Source organism: Carnobacterium funditum DSM 5970 (assembly GCF_000744185.1).
GTDB lineage: Bacteria > Bacillota > Bacilli > Lactobacillales > Carnobacteriaceae > Carnobacterium_A > Carnobacterium_A funditum.
The window spans coordinates 2,261,157-2,279,778 of sequence record NZ_JQLL01000001.1; the positions used below are offsets into that span (position 1 = coordinate 2,261,157).

General features: G+C 34.4%; 11 protein-coding genes. 9 read left to right on the forward strand and 2 right to left on the reverse strand.

The genetic code is table 11. The annotated features are described in order from the left end of the window. The first annotated feature begins 1,001 nt into the window (after nucleotides 1–1,001). The 8 genes from BR44_RS10570 to BR44_RS10605 all read left to right on the forward strand — a co-directional run bounded on the left by BR44_RS10570 (nucleotide 1,002) and on the right by BR44_RS10605 (nucleotide 14,046). The gene (locus BR44_RS10570; protein ID WP_034552609.1) at nucleotides 1,002–1,268 is read left to right on the forward strand and encodes a P-loop NTPase family protein; all 267 of its coding nucleotides are present in this window, start codon (nucleotides 1,002–1,004) and stop codon (nucleotides 1,266–1,268) included. Nucleotides 1,269–1,479: 211 nt separating this feature from the next. Beyond that, nucleotides 1,480–3,459, forward strand: coding sequence for a 1,4-alpha-glucan branching protein GlgB (glgB, locus tag BR44_RS10575; protein WP_051912695.1), 1,980 nt, complete (start codon nucleotides 1,480–1,482; stop codon nucleotides 3,457–3,459). Nucleotides 3,460–3,512: 53 nt separating this feature from the next. Further along, nucleotides 3,513–4,664, forward strand: a complete 1,152-nt coding sequence (locus tag BR44_RS10580; protein WP_034552612.1) for a glucose-1-phosphate adenylyltransferase — start codon at nucleotides 3,513–3,515, stop codon at nucleotides 4,662–4,664. Then, nucleotides 4,651–5,826, forward strand: coding sequence for a glucose-1-phosphate adenylyltransferase subunit GlgD (gene glgD / locus BR44_RS10585; protein ID WP_034552613.1), 1,176 nt, complete (start codon nucleotides 4,651–4,653; stop codon nucleotides 5,824–5,826). Before BR44_RS10580 ends, glgD begins: the two co-directional genes overlap by 14 nt. Before the next feature lie 6 nt (nucleotides 5,827–5,832). After that, entirely contained in the window at nucleotides 5,833–7,269 is a 1,437-nt protein-coding gene (glgA, locus tag BR44_RS10590) for a glycogen synthase GlgA (RefSeq protein ID WP_034553316.1), read from the forward strand. A gap of 169 nt (nucleotides 7,270–7,438) precedes the next feature. Then, nucleotides 7,439–9,874, forward strand: coding sequence for a glycogen/starch/alpha-glucan phosphorylase (locus BR44_RS10595; RefSeq protein WP_034552616.1), 2,436 nt, complete (start codon nucleotides 7,439–7,441; stop codon nucleotides 9,872–9,874). A 25-nt stretch (nucleotides 9,875–9,899) separates the two neighbouring features. Continuing rightward, on the forward strand, nucleotides 9,900–11,732 hold the full coding sequence (locus BR44_RS10600; RefSeq protein WP_034552618.1) for a glycoside hydrolase family 13 protein: 1,833 nt from the start codon (nucleotides 9,900–9,902) through the stop codon (nucleotides 11,730–11,732). Nucleotides 11,733–12,366: 634 nt separating this feature from the next. Then, complete coding sequence (locus tag BR44_RS10605) at nucleotides 12,367–14,046, forward strand: peptide ABC transporter substrate-binding protein (RefSeq protein WP_034552621.1); 1,680 nt, start codon at nucleotides 12,367–12,369, stop codon at nucleotides 14,044–14,046. Nucleotides 14,047–14,136: 90 nt separating this feature from the next. Here BR44_RS10605 and BR44_RS10610 read toward each other — a convergent pair whose 3' ends face one another. Further along, the gene (locus BR44_RS10610; protein ID WP_034552624.1) at nucleotides 14,137–14,511 is read right to left on the reverse strand and encodes a DUF4828 domain-containing protein; all 375 of its coding nucleotides are present in this window, start codon (nucleotides 14,509–14,511) and stop codon (nucleotides 14,137–14,139) included. Nucleotides 14,512–14,765: 254 nt separating this feature from the next. On the opposite strand from BR44_RS10610, the gene BR44_RS10615 reads away from it, so the two are divergent. Further along, nucleotides 14,766–16,115 carry an aspartate kinase gene (locus tag BR44_RS10615; protein WP_034552626.1) on the forward strand — a complete coding sequence of 450 codons (1,350 nt, stop codon included), beginning with the start codon at nucleotides 14,766–14,768 and terminating at the stop codon, nucleotides 16,113–16,115. A 187-nt stretch (nucleotides 16,116–16,302) separates the two neighbouring features. Here BR44_RS10615 and BR44_RS10620 read toward each other — a convergent pair whose 3' ends face one another. Next, a complete protein-coding gene (locus BR44_RS10620; RefSeq protein WP_034552629.1) occupies nucleotides 16,303–18,198 on the reverse strand; it encodes a heavy metal translocating P-type ATPase in 1,896 nt (631 codons plus the stop codon). Nucleotides 18,199–18,622 lie beyond the last annotated feature (424 nt).

Consider the following 18,622-nt stretch of genomic DNA (forward strand, 5'->3'; position numbering starts at 1 on the left):
AAAGATTATGCACATCTTTAGATTTTTTTTTTGATAAAAAGATAAAATGAGTAGTGAAGCTTTGATAAATAGCTTGATTCAGTCTCGTTGGTAAATCATTTGATGCATTTTTAGAGCCAATTGGATTTTAAGTAACTCGTCTGTATCTTTAAAATCAAGTAGATTAACAGGGCGGTTTTTCAATTTAATAAAGTAAGCCTTTGCGATGGATATAGAGTTATCTAGAGGTTTTGGTAATAGTAAATGGATTGTAAATCCTTCACTCAAGAGTCGCAATTAATGCATTATGAAACTTTTGTTATGGTCGTATAATGTACTCAATGTGTAGATGGAAATCTTTTGTCTTTCTTTTTGAAGCACATCGTTCTTTTAAAAAGGGTGAATGATAAAATCATCAAAGACATAAAAGGGTGATTGGTTAAATTTTGTGTGATTTTCAAAGCAATTAACAGTTTCAAAAAGGAAAACTAATCTAGTGCATCTAGATTAGCCATAATAGTAACACTAGAAATTTTATTAACTAGCCTTTTAAAACGGGGAATAACGTTAGATTATTTGAATGGAGCTAATTGTAAAGATTATAGACCGTCAGCATAGTATAGTCTCCTCATCTTATCAGATAATAATAGAAATGAAACCGCTTGCTATACGCATAGTATACCATTTTAATGAAGATAACCCTATATTTTTCATTCTATATAATGGCTAAATAGCTAAAAAATATAGAAAAATTTAATTTGGGTTTGGATAGATATTATTTATAGCGTGTTTCTTCAATTGACATGGAGTTGATTGATTAAGAATTATTATTCTACGTTACTAATTTAGGTTTCTCACATTGTAAAAGCAGCTGATTCATTAAAAACCAAAGTGTTTAATTTTGTAGCGAGCAGGGATTATTTCTATGGTCCTATATGGATGCTCTTATGTAAATGTGCATTAGATGCAGCAAATGGCATTGGAAAAATAGGGCAATGGTCCCTTTAGTTGGGAAGCAATGAATGATTTTGAAAGAAATGCTAAAAATCATAACAATAGAAAATCCTAACGTTCCTATTCTAGTTTTAGAATTTAGGGGTGTGCTAACAAGAATCGACGTAAGAAAGATGATAGCAACTGGGAAAGGTCCAATTAGTAATATAACTATTGCCCACAAAGATTTTGCTATCGCAGTGATTGGTGAAGGTATCCAGAATCCTCCATTTGAAACTTTCGAAAAAGCTACCAAAGCATTAAAAGAGACGAATCATCATAAAAAGATTAAATAAGTTAATGGAAAATGAGAGAAAATGAAAATAAACTCAGAAACATTAGAAAAAATAAAAAATTTTCACTTTAAGAAAACGTTGTCATTGCGGAGTTTTTTAACAATTAAACAGGAGAAAAATGTTGATAGAATTAGTGTTTGGGGAGGGTAACTAGTTAAATATGAGAGAAAATAGATATAGGGTGTCATTATGAAGGAAAAATGATAAAATAATGAGTGTAAGGTTTACTTATCATTCTTTTGTACAGAAAGGAGTCCGACAATTGGTTAAACAAGTGAATAAAGAATCAAATCTAGAATTATTAGAAAAGGAAATGTATTTTTTCAATACAGGCCAACATTTTGATAGCTACTTGGCGTTAGGTTGTTCTTGTGAAATTTACGAGGGAACTGAAGGTTTTCGATTTACTGTATGGGCACCTCATGCAAAAAAAGTTTCTCTGGTAGGAGATTTTTGTAGTTGGACTGATGGAATAGAAATGGAAAGAGTAGCCGAGACCGGTACGTGGACAGTTTTTACACCTGTTGCACAAGAAGGACAGTGTTATAAATATTTAATCGAACAAGCAAATGGAAAAATAAAATTAAAAATTGATCCTTATGCTTATGCGTTTGAAGTGCGTCCTAAAGACGCGTCAGTAGTAAAGGATTTGCCACAAAAGAAATGGAAAGATAGTTTATGGATGGCCAATAAAAAAAGATACAACAACACAACACGTCCGATGAACATCTACGAAGTTCATCTAAGTTCGTGGAAATGTCATGCCGATGGTTCGTGGTATAGCTTAGTAGAATTACAAGAAGAACTTATCCCATATGCAAAAGAAATGGGGTACACACATATAGAATTCATGCCGTTAATGGAACACCCTCTTGATGCTTCATGGGGCTATCAATTAACTGGGTATTACGCTGTTTCATCTAAATATGGAACGATGGAAGAATTTCAAAACTTTGTAGAAGCAGCTCATCAAGCACATTTAGGCGTCATTATGGATTGGGTTCCGGGTCATTTTAACCGCAATGATTATGGAATGGCTTATTTTGATGGGACGGCTCAATTTGAATACACAGATACAAATAAAGCTCAAAACTTTAGATGGGGAACCATGAATTTTGACCTTGGAAAAGCGCAACTACACAGTTTCCTAATTTCTAATGCTTTATTCTGGCTCGAACAATTTCATTTAGACGGATTACGAGTAGATGCCGTTTCAAGTATGTTGTACTTAGACTATGATGAAGGCCCTTGGACACCTAATGAAGATGGAAGCAACCACAATCGTGAAGGTGTGGACTTTATAAAAAAACTAAATACGACTATTTTACATCGCCACCCTCAAACACTGATGATCGCCGAAGAAAGTACAGCGTGGTCTAATGTAACTAGCCCTGTCGATCAAGGCGGATTAGGTTTTAATTACAAGTGGAACATGGGATGGATGAACGACACCTTAAAATTCTTCGAATTAGAACCACATCAAAGGAAATATCACTTCAACTTAATCACTTTTTCATTTATGTACGCTTTCAATGAACAATTTATTTTGCCTTTTTCTCATGATGAAGTTGTCCATGGAAAGAAATCACTGATGCATAAAATGCCAGGGGATCGCTACAATCAATTTGCCGGTTTACGAGTGATGGAAGTTTATAAGATGACTCATCCAGGTAAAAAATTAGATTTTATGGGAAATGAATTTGGCCAATTTTTAGAATGGCGTGTTCATTCTGAATTAGAATGGACGAGCCTAGAAGATGAGATGAACAAAAAACACCAGTATTTTACAAAAACGATCAATGAATTGTATAAAAAAGAACGAGCTTTATGGGAAATTGACCATGACTCATCAGGTATTGAAATTCTAGATGCTGATAATGCAGAGCAAAGTATTTTGACCTTTATCAGAAAAGGCCAAAAAACACGTGACTTCTTAATTGTACTTTGCAACTTTATGCCGATTGAGCGGCCCAGATTTAAAGTAGGGGTTCCTTATGAAGGAACGTACGAAGAGCTATTGAATACAGAAATGATTGAATTTGGAGGTGTATGGACAAAGAATCAAGGTCCTCTAAAAACAGTCAATGAGTCTTTTAACCGACAACAGAATCATGTTGAACTAATTCTTCCAGCTATGAGTGTAGTAATTCTAAGACCTAAAAGAATAAAAGGAGTTCCAAAAGCTAATTAGACTTAAAAAGGAGGGTAGAGGAAGAGTAGTTTAAAAATACTCTTCCAAGTGATATGAGTAAAATTGAAACATTAGCGATGATTTTAGCAGGTGGGCAAGGTTCGCGTTTAGGAAAATTAACGAAAGAAATAGCCAAACCGGCAGTACCTTTTGGTGGAAAATATCGGATTATTGATTTTGCTTTAAGTAATTGTGTTAACTCAGGTATAAAAAATGTTGGGGTAGTTACACAATATCAACCCAGAGAGTTAAATAAACATGTAGGAAATGGTGCATCGTGGGGGTTAAATATTCATAATGGTGGAGCGACGATACTCCAACCTTATGCCAGTGTCGACGGTGAAAAATGGTTTAAAGGAACCGCTAATGCGATTTATCAAAATATTAGTTTCATTGACCAACACAATCCTGATTATGTCTTAGTTCTTTCAGGAGACCATATTTATAAAATGGATTATCAAGAAATGCTGGACTTCCATAAACTAAAAAAAGCGGCTTTGACCGTTGGGGTAATACCTGTTCCTATTGAAGAAGCACCTCGCTTTGGGATTATGAATACGGATCAAACAGGTCGGATTATTGAGTTTGAAGAAAAACCAAAAGAACCAAAAAGTAATTTAGCTTCAATGGGTGTTTATATATTCGATTGGGCTTTATTGAAGAAATACCTCGTTGAAGATCAAGCAAAAAGAAGAGAATTAGAAGATTTTGGCAAAGACGTTATCCCAGCTTATTTAGGGAACGGTGAAAACATTTTTGCTTATGCCTTTACAGATTACTGGAAAGACGTTGGAACAATTGAAAGTCTATGGGAAGCTAATATGGAATTTCTAGATCCGACACATGCATTGAATATTCGAAATTCAGATTGGCGCATTTATTCTCAAAATCCATCAGCCCCACCTCAATTCCTGACAGAAACGTCAAAAGTAACGGATGCGATGATTGTTGATGGCTGTTATATAGCAGGAGAAATCACACATTCTATTTTGTCACATCATGTTAAAGTAGGAAAAGGATCGATTGTAGAAAATAGTATTGTTATGTCGGGTGTCACAATTGGAGAGAATGTTGTCATTAAATATGCCATTGTTGGAGATAACGCTCAAATACATGATGGAGCTTATCTTGTTGGAAAAGAAAAAGAAATTATGGTTATCGGGTATAACGAAGAGATAGGAGGACTAAAAGATGAAGAAGCATAAAATTAGTGCCATTTTAAATTTAAACGAGGATGATTTAAAACTGTTTCCTCTAACAGAAAAACGTTCAGTTGCATCCTTACCTTTCGGCTGTCGTTACCGCCTGATAGACTTTCCTTTTACTAGTCTTCACAATGCTGCAATTGATTCTGCTGCATTTTTCATAGCAGGGAGTGGACGCTCGTTACATGATCATATCCGTAGTGGAGCTTCTTGGGGTTTGGATTCATCCATTGGTGGGGGCTTGTTTCCTCATACACAAATGACGATAAGAGAAGCTGTAGAGAGGGAAAAAGGGGGTGCAATCAATAGTTTTTACCATGATCAAATTCATTATGTGATGCGTTCAAAATCAGAGTATGTTGTGATGATGGGCAGTAAAATGCTATGTAATATTGATATTCAGGCACTCTTACGCTACCATCAAGAAAAAGAAGCGGATATCACGGTTATGTACAAAAATATGAACTTACCTTCATACATTGGAAGTGATGATGAAACCTATCTCTTATTTGAAAATCAGACGACCGATAGAATAACGGATGTGGTTTCTTTCGATAAGTTAGAATCAAATGTACAAAAAGTAGCTGTAAATATGGATGTTGTGATTATGGATGCTGAGAAGTTTATTGAATTAGCGATACAAGCTCGTAAAAGTAAACTGAATAGTGAGACCATGCTCCTTTTCAAAGACCACTTAAAGGATGTTAAAGTATTTGGATATGAGTATACCGGTTATTTGAAAAATATTAATAGCATCCAAAGTTACTTTGAGGCCAATATGGACATGTTGAATGAGACAAATTACAACGCGTTATTAAACAGAGGAGATTCGATCATTACAAAAGTTAAAAACGGGGCTCCCACATTTTATTCTAAAGATGCGCAAGTTAAAAACTCACAATTTGCTAGTGATTGCTTAATCGAGGGAGAAGTTGAGAATTCATTGATTTTCCGTAAAGTGACAATCGCTAAAGGTGCTAAAATAAATCATTCAATCGTTATGCAAGGAAGTCGAATCGGTAAAGGCTCTTCTCTAGAATACGTTATTCTAGATAAAGGCGTGAAAATAGGTGAAAATGTGCATTTAAAAGGGACGGCAGATAATATTAAAGTGATCAAGAAAAATACGGTCGTTGAACCTGAGAAAGGAGTTAAAGCGTAAATGACAATGAAAGTACTTTTTGCAGCAGCAGAGTGCGCTCCTTTTTTTAAAACAGGGGGATTAGGAGACGTTGCTGGCGCTTTACCAAAAGAGCTCACCCAGCAAGGTGTTGATGTTCAAGTTGTTTTACCTTTCCATACTACAATGCCTCAAAAATTCAAAGATAAGCTAGAGGATGTATTGCAATTTGAAGTAAAAGTGGGTTGGCGAAATCAATTTTGTGGGTTAAAGCGCTTGGTTAAAGATAACGTAACCTATTACTTTATTGATAATCGTTATTATTTTGATCGTCCTAATCTATATGGATACGATGATGATGGAGAGCGGTTTGCTTTCTTTTCTCAAGCCGTCTGCGAAATGATGGAAAAAATTAATTTTATACCAGATGTCCTTCATTTAAATGACTGGCATACAGCCATCATTCCGGTGTTGTTAAAAGATAAATACCATTGGATAAAAGACTACCAAAAAATTAAAACCGTATTGACTATTCACAACCTTCAATTTCAAGGTATATACAGTCAAGCAGTTTTATCCGATTGGTACGGCATTGGTTATAATGCTTATCACGAACAAGGTTTGAAGTATTATGAGGATTTGAATGTACTAAAAGGTGGAATCTTCTTTGCAGACCAAGTAACAACTGTTAGCCCAACATATGCTGAGGAAATTCAAACACCGTATTTTGGTGAGAATTTAGATGGAGTCTTACGTCAAAACAAGTATAAGTTGAGTGGAATCTTAAATGGCATCGACTATGATGAATTCAATCCTGAAACAGACAAAAAAATTCAACATCATTTTACTGTTAAAGATTTAAGTGGAAAATCAAAAGACAAAGCTCTTTTACAAGAAAAAGTTGGGTTGCCGGTTGATCCGGATGTGCCACTTATATCAATGGTTAGTCGTTTAACGGCTCAAAAAGGCTGTCATTTATTGCGTGAACAAATGGATGAATTGATGAAACGTGATGTGCAGTTGTTGATTTTAGGAACTGGTGAAAAAGAGTATGAGGACAGTTTCCGTTATTTTAATTGGCGGTATCCAGAAAAATTCAAAGCAATCATTGATTTTGACGTAACACTAGCACAACAAATATATGCTGGCAGTGACTTGTTTATTATGCCATCAGCCTTTGAGCCTTGTGGCTTATCACAGTTGTATTCTCTTAGATATGGGACATTACCGATTGTTCACGAAACAGGCGGTCTAAAAGATACAGTCATACCTTATAATGCCGTTATTGGAGAAGGAACGGGGTTTAGTTTTTATGATTACCGTAGCCATGTGATGCTAGAAACCATTGACCAATCTATCGCCGTTTATTACGATGAACCTAAACGGTGGAGGGCATTAATCAAACAAGCGATGAGTCAAGATTACAGTTGGAAAAAATCAACGAAAATTTACATTAAACATTATCAATCATTAATAGAAAAATAAGGCTAAAAAATATAGGAGCTTATGAATTATATTGAATGACAGAGTATAAAAAGTTCTGATTTAATGAGTAGTTGTAAGAGAACTTGTGACTTTACTCTAAATCAGGATTTTTTTATTCTAAAAAGAATAAACGAACCCGTTGACTGTTCAATGGAGATGGAGGATAGGAATGGACTTAACAATAAATCAGTTTAAACAAGAATTTAGTCAGACATTTGAAAATATGTATGCATTTGATCTTGCAAATTCATCTCCAATACAACAATACACAGCTTTAGGAAATTATTTAAGATTTTCTTATTCAGACGATTGGAATAAAACTAAGCAAAAATACTTGGGTGAACAAGTCAAACAAGTCTATTATTTTTCAATAGAATTTTTACCAGGCCGTATGTTGAAAAGCAATTTACTAAACTTAGGTATTTTAGATACTGTACGAGACGGATTAAATGATATGGGTTTAAATTTTGAAGAAATAGTAAAATCAGAAACTGATCCAGCTCTTGGAAACGGTGGTTTGGGGCGTTTAGCATCTTGTTTTATGGACTCAATTGCCTCGTTAGGCCTTCCAGGAAACGGAAATGGTATTCGTTATCGCTATGGATTATTTCAACAAAAATTTGTTGACGGTTACCAAGTTGAATTACCAGATAACTGGTTAAGAAATGGAAATGTCTGGGAAGTACGTAAAGAAAATAAAGCAGTAATTGTTCGTTTTGGTGGCCAAGTTGGCTTAGTTGAAGGAGCCAATGGAAATCTAAAAGCAACTTATTTTAATACTCAAAATATTTTAGCAGTTCCTTACGACACGGGAATGGTCGGTTACCAAAACGATGTCGTAAACAATTTACGACTTTGGTCGGCTGAAATTCCGCCTGAAGAAGAAATCCACTACCATACAATAGCTGACAGAGAACAAGTGAGTCAGATTACGGAAGTATTATACCCAGATGATTCAAATCATGAAGGTCAAATTCTTCGATTACGACAAGAGTACTTTTTTACATCAGCTGGAATTCAAAGTATTGTTTCGTATTATAAACAAACAGGTCTTTCATGGCAACACTTTCCAAATAAAATAGCGATTCATATTAATGATACCCATCCATCATTGGCTATCCCAGAATTGATGAGAGTTCTTCTGGATGACGAAGACTTAAGTTGGGGACAAGCTTGGGAAATCACTAAAAAAACAATGAGTTATACCAATCATACCGTTTTACAAGAAGCTATGGAGAAATGGTCTATTGAGATGGTTAGAAAGTTATTGCCGCGTATTTATCAGATCATTGAAGAAATCAATCACAGACACATCGAAAAGAAATTGCCTTTGTATGGATCAGATTTGACGTACCGAACAGCGATCATCGCAGACGGCTACGTTAAAATGGCGCACTTAGCCATTATTGGAAGTCATAGTGTAAATGGTGTAGCAAAACTGCACACCGAAATTTTAATGCATGATGTACTAAATGATTTTTATCAAATGTATCCGGCCAAGTTTAACAATAAAACAAATGGCATCACGCAAAGACGCTGGTTGCATCTAGCTAATGAAGAATTAACAAAACTAATTGATGATAAAATTGGAATAGATTGGAAAACGAATCCAGCAGAATTGAAACTCTTTAAAGCATTTATGACAAACCAAGAAACGTTGGACAAACTAGGAGCAATTAAATTAAAGAATAAAGAGAAGTTTGCAGCTTACGTGAAAAAAGAAATGGACATTGAATTAAATCCCAACGCATTGTTTGATGTGCAAATTAAACGATTGCACGCTTATAAAAGACAACTGTTGAATGTACTGCACATTATCAATCGGTATTTGCAGATCAAAGAAGATCCAATGGTAGCTATCCAACCGCGAGTTTTTATTTTTGGAGCAAAAGCAGCACCTAGTTATTCATATGCAAAACAAATAATAAAATTAATTAATGCCCTTGCTAACTTAGTGAATAACGATAAAACGATTGGCGATAAATTAAAAGTTGTATTTGTTGAAAACTATGGCGTTTCATTGGCTGAACTTATTATTCCGGCTGCTGAAGTCAGTGAACAGATTTCGTTAGCAGGTAAAGAAGCATCTGGTACAAGCAATATGAAATTGATGTTGAATGGGGCATTAACGATTGCAACCCTAGATGGAGCCAATGTAGAAATTCGAGATTTTGTGGGAAAAGACAATTTATTCTTGTTTGGCTTGAATGATCAAGAAGTTCAAGCTTTTAATGAAAATGGATCGTATCACCCAAGAGAAATATACGAGACCAATCCACGATTAAAGCAAGTGTTAAATACGCTTATTGATGGAACCATTCCGGATATTGAAACGGAAGGACGCGCTATTTTTGACTCTCTCGTTTATCATAATGATGAATATTTTTTATTGAAAGACTTTGATAGTTATATCCAAGCACAAGAAGAAATTGATCAGTTGTACCAAAATAAAAATAAATGGAACCAAAAATCACTAATGAATATTGCCAGTTCAGGACCGTTTTCAGCAGACTTTACGATTCAGCGGTATGCTGAAGAAATTTGGAAAATAGATTCTCCGTTGACGGATGCGCATCAAAAATCATTTTTGACAGAACCCATTTAATTAGTGTATAAGAAAGGGTTAAAACGTGGAAAAAATATCCTATCACTCTTGGCAAAGTAAATATAAATCGCCATTTGGAGCGGTTAAAGTAGACAGCGAAATAACGTTTCATCTAGATTGTCAACTAGCTGATGTAAAATCTGTTTATTTGATGATTCATAAAGATTTTGGCGAGAGCTTTCAAATCGAAATGATAGCCATTAACCAAACACGGTACAAGGCTGTCTTTAAAGGATCAAATGATAGTGGGCTATATTTTTATCATTTTAAAATTGATTATCAAGAAAACCATCACGTAAGAACTATTTACTATGGAAATAACCAATACAACCTTGGTGGAGCGGGTACGATCTATTACGAAAAAGAAGACATAAAAAAATACCAATTAACAAGTTATCTTTTTGATGACCCAGCTCCAGAATGGTATAAAAAAGGTGTGGCCTATCAAATATTTGTGGATCGTTTTTATAATGGAAATGAGAATGGAGAAATAACAGAACGAAAGAAAAATTCATTTATCTATGCTTCTCCAGAAGACTTGCCAATGTATATAAAAGATGAAGCAGGTAAAATTATCCGCTGGGAATTTTTTGGTGGAAACTTAACAGGTATTATTAAAAAATTACCGTATCTCGCTAAATTAGGGGTCACTATTTTATACCTTAATCCCATCTTTGAAGCACGTAGCAACCATAAATATGATACAGGCGATTTTATGAAAATAGACCCAATGTTTGGAGATGAAGCAGTATTTAAAGAATTGATTGTGCAGTCTGAGTTAGTAGGGATGAAAGTTATTTTGGATGGTGTGTTTAATCATGTCGGTTCAGATAGTCGTTATTTTAACCAATACGACTCTTACAATAGTGTTGGCGCTTATCAATCTCTCGACAGTCCCTATAAGGATTGGTTTACATTTGATCACTTTCCAGATGGCTTCAATTCATGGTGGGGTATTAAAGACTTGCCAACGCTAAATAAGGCAAATCAAAAAGTACAAGAATTTATTTATGGGAATGAAAATAGTGTGATCCAACATTGGTCAAAGATGGGGATTGGTGGCTGGAGAATTGATGTAGCTGATGAACTAAATGACGATTTCTTGTTGGGAATCAGAAATAGGTTAGATCAAACAGCAGATGACTTAGTATTAATTGGCGAAGTGTGGGAAGATGCTACCAATAAAATTGCCTACAAAAAACGTCGGCATTATCTTGAAGGTGGAATATTGCATGGAGTAATGAATTATCCTTTCAGAGATATCATTATCGGATTGTTGGATAATCAACTGACGACCCAAGAAGCCGTTTTAATGTGCATGAACTTAAAAGAAAATTATCCACCAGAAGCCTTTAAGAATAATTTAAATAATATTGGAAGCCATGATACAACCAGAATATTTACAGCTCTTCAATCGAACAGCGAAAAAGTGAAACAAGCATGGTTGTTGCTGTTTGTTCTTCCTGGCGTCCCTTGTATCTATTATGGTGATGAAGTTGGCTTAGAAGGGGATATGGATCCTGATAATAGACGGAATTATCCCTGGGGTAATGAAAATAAAGAGATTCAGTCATTTGTTACTCAGTTAATTAAACTAAGAAAAAATCAAAAAGCTATCTTAGAAGGAGAATTCTATACTTTTTCAACAGAATACATTTTTATAGTACTACGGCATTTCTCAGATGAAGAGTATGTTCTTGTTTTGCTTAATTGTTCAGATAAAGAAAGAGCATTTAAGCCAAGTGAAATAGTGTCTAGCAGTTCTTTTGAACAGGTTAACTTTTTTGCGAAGCAGGCTATTAAGCACCAGCAAATTCCAGCACAAGGTATAAAAATTATTACAAGTAGAGAAGAATGAAAAAGTCTTGATAGAAAATAAGGTTGGGAAGCTTAACTAGCTTTCCAACCTTATTTTAGTAGTTAAATTTGAAGCAGTTATAGTTTTTTTTGCAAAAATAGTTGAATCGTAACTGAATAAATAGGATTTTAGAGAATGAAAGCATAAAATGTATTCTCGACTTCTCTTTTTTATTTGCTGTGACATTGAATTGACATGACGGTTACCTTATCGCTAACTTAGTCCGCTAAAAGAGCAAATTGTGAAGCGCTCTGTTTCTTATCTAAAAATAGGTTACAGAGCGGTTCTTCTTTAACAGAATAGCCGATGATTCTGCGGTAGAACGAGCAACCAGATGGAAATAAGTTGCTCAAGCAAGAAAATAGTATCAAGAAGTACAATAAAGCCATTCCTATTTTATCTGTAACGTGTGAACAAAAATCAAATGAAAAATAGTTTAGCAATAGCCATGTAACAGCTTTCATATAAAGTTATAAATTATCCAGGTTAAAGACTATTCTTTAAAAGAATTAAAAAAATGAGATAAAACTATTGCATTATGTGTTTTTTATGTGTATATTATTAGAAAGTTCTCATTTAAATAGAATCTAATTCTAATTTAATTGAACCAAAACAAATAAAGGGGATTAGGTATATGAAAAAGAAATGGTGGTATGCAGGTGCAGTTTTATTAACGGCTAGCTTATTAACAGCTTGCGGAAATGATGAGGACAAAGGTGCAGCAGAAAGCTCAAAAAGCTCAAAAGATTCAAATTTAGCAGATGAACAAATATTAAATTTAGTTGAAATTGCTGAATTACCTACAGGAGATACCGCTCTTGCGACGGATACCGTCAGTTTTACTGTATTTAACCAAATAAATGAAGGTCTTTATCGTTTAGATGAAGACAGTCAACCGATTCCAGCCCTTGCTTCCCAAGAAGTTCAAGTTAGTGATGATGGACTGGAATATAACTTTAAATTACAAGAAGATGCAAAATGGTCTAATGGAGATCCTGTAACAGCTCAAGATTTTGTTTATGCATGGCAACGAGTAGTTGACCCTGATACTGCAGCACCGTATTCTTATTTATTTGATGGAATTAAAAATGCAGCAGCAATCATGGAGGGAGAAGCTGATAAAGACACATTAGGAGTAGAAGCAGTAGGGGATAATGAATTTAAAGTAACAATGGAAAAACCTGTTCCATACTTTATTTCACTGATGGCATTCCCGACGTTCTTTCCACAAAATCAAGAGTTTGTAGAACAACAAGATTCTAAATACGGGACTTCTGCAGAGACGATGATTTTTAACGGACCCTTTACATTTAGTGAATGGGATGGAACAAACTTAAATTGGTCATACGAAAAAAATGATGATTATTGGGATGCTGAGAATGTTATTTTAGATAAAATTAATGTTCAAGTTATCAAAGAAACATCGACAGCCTTAAACTTGTATGATTCTGGACAACTCGATCGTGTGAATTTAACAGGTGAATTTGCAAAACAATTCCAAGCAAACGATGATTATGTCATCGAAACAGAAGCTAGATCATCTTATCTTCAGTTTAACCAAGAAAAGAATGGTGAAAAGACTCCTTTAGCAAATGAAAGTTTACGTAAAGCTATTGCTACATCTTACAATCAAGAACTACTAGCTGATGAAATTTTAGCAAATGGTTCTCAAGTATTAGGAGGATTGGTTCCAGCTGAATTAGCTGCAAATCTAAATTCACAAAACGATTTCCGTGAAGAATCTGGTGACTACTTGTCTTACGATAAAGAAGCTGCTTTAGAAAATTGGGAAAAAGCAAAAACTGAATTAGGTGTTGATAGTGTAGAATTAGAACTACTTGGAGACGATGATGAATCAAATAAAAAAATTTCAGCTTACATGAAAGATCAAATTGAAACGACTCTACCAGGTCTTAAAATTACAGTTAAAAACGTTCCATTTAAAGTTCGTTTAGAATTACAGACGAAGCAAAATTATGACTTCGCTTTAGGTGGATGGGGTGCAGACTTTGCAGATCCAGTAAACTTTATTGATTTATTAACAACAGAAAGTCCTTATAACAGATCTAGTTATAGCAATGCAGAATTTGATAAGTTAGTTGAAATGTCTAAAGGTGAAAATGCTACAGACGTAGACGCACGTTGGACGAACTTATTAGATGCAGAAAAAATTCTATTAGATGAAGCAGGAGTTGCACCTCTCTTCCAAAGAGCAGCAGCAACACTTCAAAAACCACATGTTAAAGGCATCTACAATCACCAAGTAGGAGCGAAATACACATACAAAAATGCTTATATCGAAGCACACGAATAAATAAAATAAGAACCGAAGCCACAATCATTACAACTGTGGCTAGGTTCTTATTTTTTTTAAAGATTAAACGATTACTATTTATAAATACACTTAGTATAATAGCTCAGTTTCTCGAATGAGTTGATAATTTTTTTCATCTGCTTCATCAAAGAGATTTAGTGTAGTTGATGAAAGCTTAGTGACGACTAATTCATAGCCAAAATGATCTTTAAAAATTAATTTATCGTTTTTAATAGAGACTAATTGACCGTTTATCAGCTGTTTGTTTAGATAAACTTGTCGATCTTCTTCTATTTGAATAGACATTTCAACAGGTATATCTGGCTCTGAGATATGCCAATTGCCAATAAAAAAGGTTAAGGGATCTATTTTTGAATGAGATTTCCGAGTATTTTTAATGATACAAAACAGTTTGCTTACAACAGTAAAACTAATGAATGTATTGATAATAAATTTTCGTTGCATATTTCTATCTCCTTTTTGAAATAAGCGACTTTCCAAAGTACTGTGTGGGTGTATTTATCTACCAGGAAGTCGATTAGCGCTGCTTCTATTATAGCGCTATTTTAACTAGATACATAGAGACTAAAGTTGCAATTTGATGACTATAAGCAAAAAAATAGGAATAAAGTGGGATTTATTTTTTTGAAAAACTTGCTTCTTTTTCAAAAAAAAGAGAAAATAGAAAAATAATTTAAGAAAAGAAAGAAGTGTGTTTGATGAATGTTATAAAATTCGGAGGAAGTTCTCTAGCTTCAGGAGAACAATTGAAAAAGGTACTTCAAATTATTAAAGATGATCCAAATCGTAAAATAGTAGTTGTTTCAGCCCCGGGCAAACGTTCATCTGAAGATGAAAAGGTAACGGACTTATTAATAAATTTAGGAACAGCAGCATTAGAAGGACAAGACTTACAAAGGGATATGGAAAAAGTTTTATCTCGCTATCGTACGATTGCTGAAGAACTAAATTTAGATTTAGCGATAATAGATGAAATTAAAGCTAATTTATTGATGTTTACAGCAGGTAATAAAAAAACTCCAGATTATTATTTAGATGCATTTAAGGCAAGTGGAGAAGACAATAATGCAAAGCTTATAGCTGCTTATTTTAATAAAGAGGGTGTGCCAGCTCGTTACATTAATCCAAAAGAAGCAGGATTATTTGTAACGAACGAGCCAGGTAATGCTCAGATTTTAACTGAATCTTACTCTAATTTGTACCCGTTACGAGAAACAGAAGAAGTCATTATCTTCCCAGGTTTTTTTGGCTATACCAAAACGGGAAAGATATGTACTTTCTCTCGTGGAGGATCAGATATTACAGGGGCTATTTTGGCAAATGGTGTGCAAGCTTCTGTATATGAAAATTTTACGGATGTAGATGCGATTTATGTTGCTAATCCAACAGTTGTAATGAACCCTTGTGGGATTAAAGAACTCACTTATCGAGAAATGCGGGAATTATCTTATGCTGGATTTTCAGTATTGCATGATGAAGCACTTTACCCAGCGTTTAAACAAGGAATTCCAGTTCAAATAAAAAATACGAACAATCCAAAAGCACCTGGAACAAGCATCTTGAAAAAGCGGCAATTAGCAGATCAAGATGTTGTTGGAATTGCAAGTTCCACAGGATTTTGCAGCATTTATATCGAAAAATACTTAATGAATCGTGAAATAGGATTCGGTCGTCGTGTACTAGAAATTTTAGAAGATCAAAAACTGAGTTACGAACATATGCCATCAGGAATTGATGATTTGACAATTATTTTGAGAGACAATCAACTGTCTAAAGAAGGAGAAAAAGTGTTATTAAATAGATTGAAAAATGAACTTTGTGCTGACAGTGTCGTAGTTGAACGGGACTTAGCTTTGATAATGATTGTAGGTGAAGGGATGCGCCGAAAAATTGGGACTATGTCTAAAGCGGCGACAGCATTTGCCGAAAATCATATCAATATTGAGATGATTAACCAAGGTGCATCTGAAGTTAGTGTGATGTTTGGCGTCTCTGCAGCTCAAGAACAACTAGCCGTTAAAGCTCTTTACCATGCGTTTTTTGAGTGAGTTTATCTTTTTAAATAGGTAGTTGCAGATGCAAGCAAGAGGTGGATACAACAAACCTTTGAAAACAACGCACTCCCAGAACTAATGGATTATTTACTCATTAGTTGTGAGAGTGTATTTTTCTTTATTTCTATTTAACTTTAAAGAAATGGGTTGATTTAAAAAAGCGATTATTTCGCTGACTTCGTTATTTTTCTTTTGTATCAAGTGAAGCAGAAGATGATTTTAATAATCTCAACCCATTTAAAATAACTAAGATAGTGCTTCCTTCATGACCAACAACGCCTAAAGGCAAAGTGATGACTTGAAATAGATTGCTGACGATTAAAATGAGAATGACGCTAATAGCAAAAATGATATTTTGAATGGTTATTTTTTTAAGACGATTTGACAACTGATAACTATAAGCTAACTGAGCCAAATCATTCTTCATTAGGACCACATCGGCCACGTCCATAGCAATATCTGTCCCGGCCCCCATTGCGATACCAATAGACGCATTTGCTAGAGCAGGTGCATCATTAATACCATCACCGACCATTGCAATTGAACCATATTCTATTTCTAGACTTTTGATTATTTCAGCTTTTTCATCTGGGAGGCAATTTGCCTTGACGTCATCAACACCAACAATGTTCCCAACCGTTACTGCCGTAGCAGCATTATCGCCAGTTAGCATGACGGTATGAACACCTTGGGATTTAAAATAATCAACCATTTTTTTAGCTTCATCTTTAGGCGCATCTAGTAAGCCAAAATAAGCTACGACTTGGTCATCTTTGCTCACATAAATAACTGTTTTTCCTTCTTTTTGAAGAATTTCAGCGTTGTTGATAAAATCAGATTCGTTTTCTGCAACAGCATAGTCTTCTTTACCAATCTTCCATACACTGTCATAAGCACTGCCAGATAACCCGTGGCCCGTCAAATCTTTCATATTATCGACGACAAAATTATGATGACTAGTCTCACTAAAAGCAGTGACGATAGCACGAGCAATTGGGTGTGTAGAGGTTTTTTCCATAGCAACACAGACATTGATAATCGCTTGTTCATCTTCTCCCGATTTAAAATAAGATTCTGTTACTACTGGTTTTCCTTCTGTCAAGGTTCCTGTTTTATCAAAAATAATGGCACGAATTTGTCCAAAATTTTCGAGATAAGAACCACCTTTAAATAAAATACCTTTACGTGCGCTGTTTGAAATAGCGGATAGTGTAGCTGGAGCAGCAGATGCAACTAGCGCACAAGGAGAGGCAACTGTAAGCAACACCATTCCACGATAAAATGACTCATTCCAACCCCAATTCAACATAAAATAAAAAACAGCAATCATTAAAGGAACAAAAACTAAAACAGTTAGAACATATTTATTTTCAATCGCTTCAATCATTGTTGCTGTTTTAGATGGTGTACTGTGTGCTTCATCAACCATCCGTAAAATTTTAGCGAATAAAGTGTCTGAGCTATCTTTAGATACTTGGATAGTAATAGCTTCCTCTAAATTTATTGTTCCCCCGATGACTTCTTCACCAGCTATTTTTTCAGATGGGATAGATTCTCCTGAAATTGCGGATTCATCAATTAATCCATTTGCACTTAATAAAACACTATCGATAGGAATACTAGTTCCTTTGGCAACCATTAATTTATCCCCGATAGACAAAGAGGCAGTAGGGACTTCTTTAATTGATCCATCTGATTGAATCAACATAGCACGTTCAGGGGTTAAGTTCATCAACTCTGTGATAGCTTTAGTACTTTTATTTGTAGCATAGACTTCAAGTGATCCACTAAGAGAAAAAATAAAAATTAATAAAGCACCTTCCATCCAATAACCAATAGCTGAGGCTCCTAGAGCAGCTAAAACCATTAATATATCAACGTTTAATTTTTTGTTTTGAATGGTATCTTGTAGGCCTTCTTTTGCTTGATGAAAACCACCAATAATAAAAGAAGAGATATAAATTAATGCTGCTATAGTATGGTAGTCAGCGAATGTGAAAAAAAGTCCAATAGTTATTAACAATCCGCTGATCACGGTTGCGACCATAGGCTTATTATCTTTAAATAGTGTGTTCATCTTATTTGCTCCTTTTTCGTTGTAGCTATGTTTAAATACATCATAGCACAAATCACTCCTAGATTGTAATGATTATAAACAGTTGAGAATGATTATCGTTATCAGTACAAATAATTAAGTGTTTTTGTTTATTTAGTTAGATTAAGTTAGATTTAAAAAAAGCTGAATTTCAAAAAAATAAACAAGCCCTTTTTAGAGTTAATTATTCAGCTAAAGATTTAGCGGTAAATAGAGTAGCCACAAATTACTTAGTTAAATTTAAATACGATGCTTTATTGAAATTTTATTTCATATAAATCTAAAAAAGAGGGTTGTAACTTTTTGTATTCTTTAGATTTAAATGAAATAAAAAAATAAAAAAATAAATAATCAAAGGAATGAAGCTTAAAATATAGTGTTATGCGTAAATGTGAAACCAGTTTTT

Bases quoted from the DNA above. Each gene is read 5' to 3' on its own strand.
- BR44_RS10605 (WP_034552621.1), top strand. From the start codon at position 12,367: ATGAAAAAGAAATGGTGGTATGCAGGTGCAGTTTTATTAACGGCTAGC.
- glgD (WP_034552613.1), top strand. From the start codon at position 4,651: ATGAAGAAGCATAAAATTAGTGCCATTTTAAATTTAAACGAGGATGAT.
- BR44_RS10580 (WP_034552612.1), top strand. From the start codon at position 3,513: ATGAGTAAAATTGAAACATTAGCGATGATTTTAGCAGGTGGGCAAGGT.
- BR44_RS10610 (WP_034552624.1), bottom strand. From the start codon at position 14,511: ATGCAACGAAAATTTATTATCAATACATTCATTAGTTTTACTGTTGTA.
- glgB (WP_051912695.1), top strand. From the start codon at position 1,480: ATGAGTGTAAGGTTTACTTATCATTCTTTTGTACAGAAAGGAGTCCGA.
- glgA (WP_034553316.1), top strand. From the start codon at position 5,833: ATGAAAGTACTTTTTGCAGCAGCAGAGTGCGCTCCTTTTTTTAAAACA.
- BR44_RS10595 (WP_034552616.1), top strand. From the start codon at position 7,439: ATGGACTTAACAATAAATCAGTTTAAACAAGAATTTAGTCAGACATTT.
- BR44_RS10615 (WP_034552626.1), top strand. From the start codon at position 14,766: ATGAATGTTATAAAATTCGGAGGAAGTTCTCTAGCTTCAGGAGAACAA.
- BR44_RS10620 (WP_034552629.1), bottom strand. From the start codon at position 18,198: ATGAACACACTATTTAAAGATAATAAGCCTATGGTCGCAACCGTGATC.
- BR44_RS10570 (WP_034552609.1), top strand. From the start codon at position 1,002: ATGATTTTGAAAGAAATGCTAAAAATCATAACAATAGAAAATCCTAAC.